The organism is Corynebacterium sp., assembly GCF_030538285.1.
Classification (GTDB): Bacteria; Actinomycetota; Actinomycetes; order Mycobacteriales; family Mycobacteriaceae; genus Corynebacterium.
In genome coordinates this window covers 1-4,079 of sequence record NZ_JAUNUG010000085.1, presented here as the reverse complement: position 1 = coordinate 4,079, position 4,079 = coordinate 1, and the positions used below count along the sequence as shown (strand labels likewise).

Genomic DNA, 4,079 nt, shown 5'->3' with positions numbered 1-4,079 from the left:
AGTTCGGCCAGACCGGCGAGTGGAACGAGGCCTACTCCATCGACTGGTCCAACCTGGAAGGTTGGGGCCACGAGTTCCATGCAGGTATCAAGGACCTGGTCAAGGACATCCACTGGGTGTACCGCTCTTCCCCGGCCCTGTACTCCCAGGACCACGATCCGGCTGGCTTCCAGTGGATCAAGGGCGATGACGCCGCCAACAACCTGCTGGCTTATGTCCGCTGGGGCAACGACGGTTCCGCGCTGCTGTCCGTGATCAACCTCTCCGGTACCTCGCAGCCGGCCTACAAGCTGGGTATCCCGCGCGCCGGTGACTGGGAGCTCGTGCTCAACACCGACGACGCCAAGTACCAGGGTGCCGGCAACAACATCGCCCAGGTTGTCTCCACCGACAACGAGGGCTGGGACGGCCAGGAGCATTCCCTGACCGTGCACATCCCCGCCAACTCCGTGCAGTGGTACCGCCACCGCGGCGGCTGGTAGTTCGCTTATCGACGCCGACGCCCCCGCACCGTTTCCACGGTGCGGGGGCGGGGTTGTTTCTAGAACAGTGCCGAGGCCATGTTCGTGCGGGCGGTGGTGACGCGGGGGTCGGCGGCGTCGAAAAGCGCGAAGAGCTCGACCAGGCGGTCGCGCACGCGCAGCTTCTCGGCGGGGACCGCGCTCATGAGGCCGATGAGGCGCTCGAAGGCGCGCTCGGGGGCCCCGGCGACGACTTCGGCATCGGCGGCACGGAACTGCTTGTCGACGTCTGCCGGCGCCGCCTCCGCCGCCGCGATCGGGTCCTCGGTCTGGTTGACCGGGTCGAGTCGCTTGAGCAGCTTCGCCGTATCGCGGGCCTGAGTGATGTTGGTATCGCCCGGGGTCTCAGCGAGGATCTCGTCGTAGACGGCGATAGCGGCGTCGAAATCTCCGGTATTCAGCGCGGCGAGGGCGGCCTCCAGGCGTGGGTCCTCCGTCTCCTCTTCCGCCGGGGCGGCGTCCAGGCCCGTGAGCTGCGGGCCGACCTGCTCCACGAGGGAATTGACCCAGGAGCGCAGCGCGTCCAGGGGCTGGCCACCCTCAAACTGGGTGAGCGGGCTGCCCGCGCCCAGGGCGATGACGGTGGGAAGTGCCTGCACCCGGAAGGCCTGGGCGACGGCCGGGGTGGCGTCAGCGTCGACGTAGCCGACGATGAACGTGCCTCCGGCGGCGGTGGCCAGCGACTGCAAGTCGGTCTTGAGCTGCTCGGATTCGGGGCTGCGCGGGGTGCCGACGAGTGCTACCACGGGCACCTGCATGGAGCGGCGGACCACTTCTTCCTCGAAGTTGTCCGGGGTGACGGTGATAAACGGCGCGGGCCCGGACCCGGCGGGGCGGGAGGCAGCTGCGGCGGCTTGTTCACGAGCCTCCGCGCGGGCCTTGACCTCCGCGAGGTCGATGGCTCCAGAGACGTAGCGGTGCTGGTTGTTCAAGGTTTCTCCTTCTAAAAGTGCTTCTCGAGCGAGGTGACCTTCTGGTGCAGCTGGTCCTCATACCCCGGCCGGATATCGGCCTTGAGGACGAGCGAGACGCGCGGCGAGACTTCCGCCACGGCGAAGGTGGCCCGCTTGACCACATCCATCACTTCATCCCACTCCCCCTCGACGAGGGTGAACATGGCGTTGGTCTCGTTCGGCAGGCCGGATTCCCGGACGATGCGGACGGCCTCGGCGACGGCGGCGGACATCTCGGCGTCCGGGGTCGTGGTGACCGCGGGCGCCACTGAAAAGGCGATGATCATGCCCACCAGGCTACCGTCTGTCCCAGCAGTGTCGGTGCCAGTGCCGCCGGTCATCGGCACCCCGGCCGGTATCGCGCGGCCAGGCAACGATGTGGGCCACTCCGGGTGGGATGTTGTTGTTGCAGGCGGGACAGACGTAGAACTTCGTCGCCGCATGGCTGCCCATGTGGCGGAAGAGGTACGTCTCCCCCTGGGTCCAGCTGGGTCCCTCAACGGCTTGGGTGCCGTAGAAGGCCGCGCCGTCACGGGGCAGCTCGCGTGGCTTCTTTGCTTCTCGACGCCCCCCTCCGCGCTGGTTACGCCGCGGCATCAGAACAACCGGAGCTCATCGGTTTCAATGCCTCGCAGCGCCTGGTAATCGAGGGTCAGGCACCTGATGCCCCGGTCTTCGGCCAGCAGGCGGGCCTGCGGTTTGATCTCCTGGGCGGCAAAGACACCGACGACCGGCCGCAGCAGCTCATCACGGTTGAGCAGCTCCAGGTAACGGCTGAGCTGTTCCACGCCGTCGATGCCACCGCGGCGCTTGATCTCCACGGCGATGGTCGCGCCCTCGGAGTCCCGGGCAAGAAGGTCAACGGGCCCAATGGCCGTGGGGTATTCCCGGCGCACCAGTGAATATCCCTCGCCGAGGGTGGTGATGTGTTCGGCCAGCAGCTCCTGCAGGTGCGCCTCCACGCCGTCTTTGACCAGGCCCGGGTCCTCGCCCAGGTCATGGCTGGTCTCGTGGTGGACCTTCTCGATGGTGATACGCAGCTGCTCCCCCTTGGAGTTCTCCACGATCCACAGCTGCTCACCCGTGTCCTCCCCGTCGATGTCAGTGATGGAGGTCTCGGTCAGGGTGCAGGGCGGAGTCATCCAGTTGAGCGGCTTATAGGCGCGGTCGTCGGCGTGCACAGACACCGAACCATCAGCCTTGATCATCAGCAGGCGATCCGCCAGCGGCAGATGTGCCTCCAGGCGGCCGACATAGTCCACGGAGCAACGGGCGATCACTAAACGCATGCAGACCACCCTAGCCGCAGGCTACTTCCCGTTCTTCCCCCGGGTGATCCTGTTACGTAAGGCGGCATGATCCACCCGCTCGTGGCGGATATCCGGCGCCGATTCCACCCAGGCAGTCAATGCCATGAGTTCGTGGGCACCCAGGGCCACTTCATAATGGGTGCCATCCTCGCACAGGGTGGCCACGGAGAGGTTGTCTGACATGAACGCCTTCTCCTCCGCGCTGAGCACGCGCGGCTCATGGAAATCCAGGTGCTGGCGGTTGAACACCTTATCCGCCATCGGGGAGATCGAGCGTAGTTTGAAGTACTCCAGATCATCGCCGTTATAGCGGATCGTGCCGTGCCGCCACCCATGCGCGCCAGAGGCCGGCAGGCGGCGCAGGAGGATCGTCTGTCCCCGGGAACGCAACGTGAGAAAGCGCCAGATGGCGAGCAGCACCGCGAGAGCGGCAATCGCAATGAGTACCCAGGCCACAATCTCCACAGACGAACCCTTTCCTAACGGTTAAGCGTCAATTCTAGTACTCCGGCCACAGAATGCGAAGCGGCGTCGATAAGCACATAAAAACCGGCACCCACCAGCAACAATGCTGGTGGGTGCCGGCCTGAGAGAGGTAGAGGCGGCGCCTCGGATTTAGCCCTCAGCCTTACGACGCACGGCGTTGAGAGACGCCTCCGCACGGGAGCGGACGGTCTCGTCCTCGTCCTGCAGCTGGGACTCGGCCTCAGAGGAGTCAACCTCATCAGCCCAGATCGCATAATCCGCGAGGATGCTGACCTTCTCCGGGGAGACGGAGAGGAAGCCACCCTGCACGCCGGCGACGAGCCTGTCGCCGTCGGTCGGACGGATGGTCACGACGCCGTTCTCGCGCAGCTGCCCGAGCATCGGCTCGTGACCCGACAGCACGCCGATCTCACCCTCAGTGGTCTGCGCGGTGACGATGCTGGCCGTACCCGACCAGAGCATGCGCTCCACGGCAACCAGTTCAACGGTGATGTCAGCCATGTGCGTCTCCTCCTACTTACCGGTGATCTTCTTGTATGCAGCCTCGACGTCGTCCAGGCCACCCAGACCGTTGAAGGCCTGCTCCGGGTAGTGGTCGAAGTCACCGTTGCAGATGCGCTCGAACGCATCGATGGTGTCCGTCAGCGGGACGTAGGAACCCGGAAGACCGGTGAACTTCTCAGCGACGAAGAAGTTCTGGCCCAGGAAGCGCTCGAGACGACGAGCACGCTGGACGGTGATCTTGTCCTCCTCAGACAGCTCGTCCATACCGAGGATGGCGATGATGTCCTGGAGTTCCTTGTTCTTCT

General features: G+C 65.3%; 7 protein-coding genes and 1 pseudogene. 1 reads left to right on the top strand and 7 read right to left on the bottom strand.

The window, feature by feature from the left end; translation table 11 throughout:
• A partial coding sequence (locus Q4G50_RS14485) for an alpha amylase C-terminal domain-containing protein (protein ID WP_303378359.1) occupies window positions 1–482 on the top strand: 482 nt, incomplete at its 5' end.
• 59 nt (window positions 483–541) lie between these two features.
• Here Q4G50_RS14485 and Q4G50_RS14480 read toward each other — a convergent pair.
• The 7 genes and pseudogenes from Q4G50_RS14480 to Q4G50_RS14450 all read right to left on the bottom strand — a co-directional run.
• On the bottom strand, window positions 542–1,453 hold the full coding sequence (locus Q4G50_RS14480; protein WP_303378358.1) for a tetratricopeptide repeat protein: 912 nt from the start codon (window positions 1,451–1,453) through the stop codon (window positions 542–544).
• Window positions 1,454–1,464: 11 nt separating this feature from the next.
• On the bottom strand, window positions 1,465–1,761 hold the full coding sequence (locus tag Q4G50_RS14475) for a thiamine-binding protein (RefSeq protein ID WP_303378357.1): 297 nt from the start codon (window positions 1,759–1,761) through the stop codon (window positions 1,465–1,467).
• A 10-nt stretch (window positions 1,762–1,771) separates the two neighbouring features.
• Entirely contained in the window at window positions 1,772–2,071 is a 300-nt protein-coding gene (locus Q4G50_RS14470; protein WP_303378356.1) for a hypothetical protein, read from the bottom strand.
• The gene (nucS, locus tag Q4G50_RS14465; protein WP_303378355.1) at window positions 2,071–2,763 is read right to left on the bottom strand and encodes an endonuclease NucS; all 693 of its coding nucleotides are present in this window, start codon (window positions 2,761–2,763) and stop codon (window positions 2,071–2,073) included. The genes Q4G50_RS14470 and nucS overlap by 1 nt, the downstream gene beginning before the upstream one ends.
• Before the next feature lie 21 nt (window positions 2,764–2,784).
• Window positions 2,785–3,249, bottom strand: a complete 465-nt coding sequence (locus Q4G50_RS14460; protein WP_303378354.1) for a DUF2550 domain-containing protein — start codon at window positions 3,247–3,249, stop codon at window positions 2,785–2,787.
• Between the two features lie 150 nt (window positions 3,250–3,399).
• Entirely contained in the window at window positions 3,400–3,771 is a 372-nt protein-coding gene (locus tag Q4G50_RS14455) for a F0F1 ATP synthase subunit epsilon (RefSeq protein WP_303378353.1), read from the bottom strand.
• A 12-nt stretch (window positions 3,772–3,783) separates the two neighbouring features.
• Window positions 3,784–4,079, bottom strand: a pseudogene (locus Q4G50_RS14450) (F0F1 ATP synthase subunit beta); the annotation flags it as partial.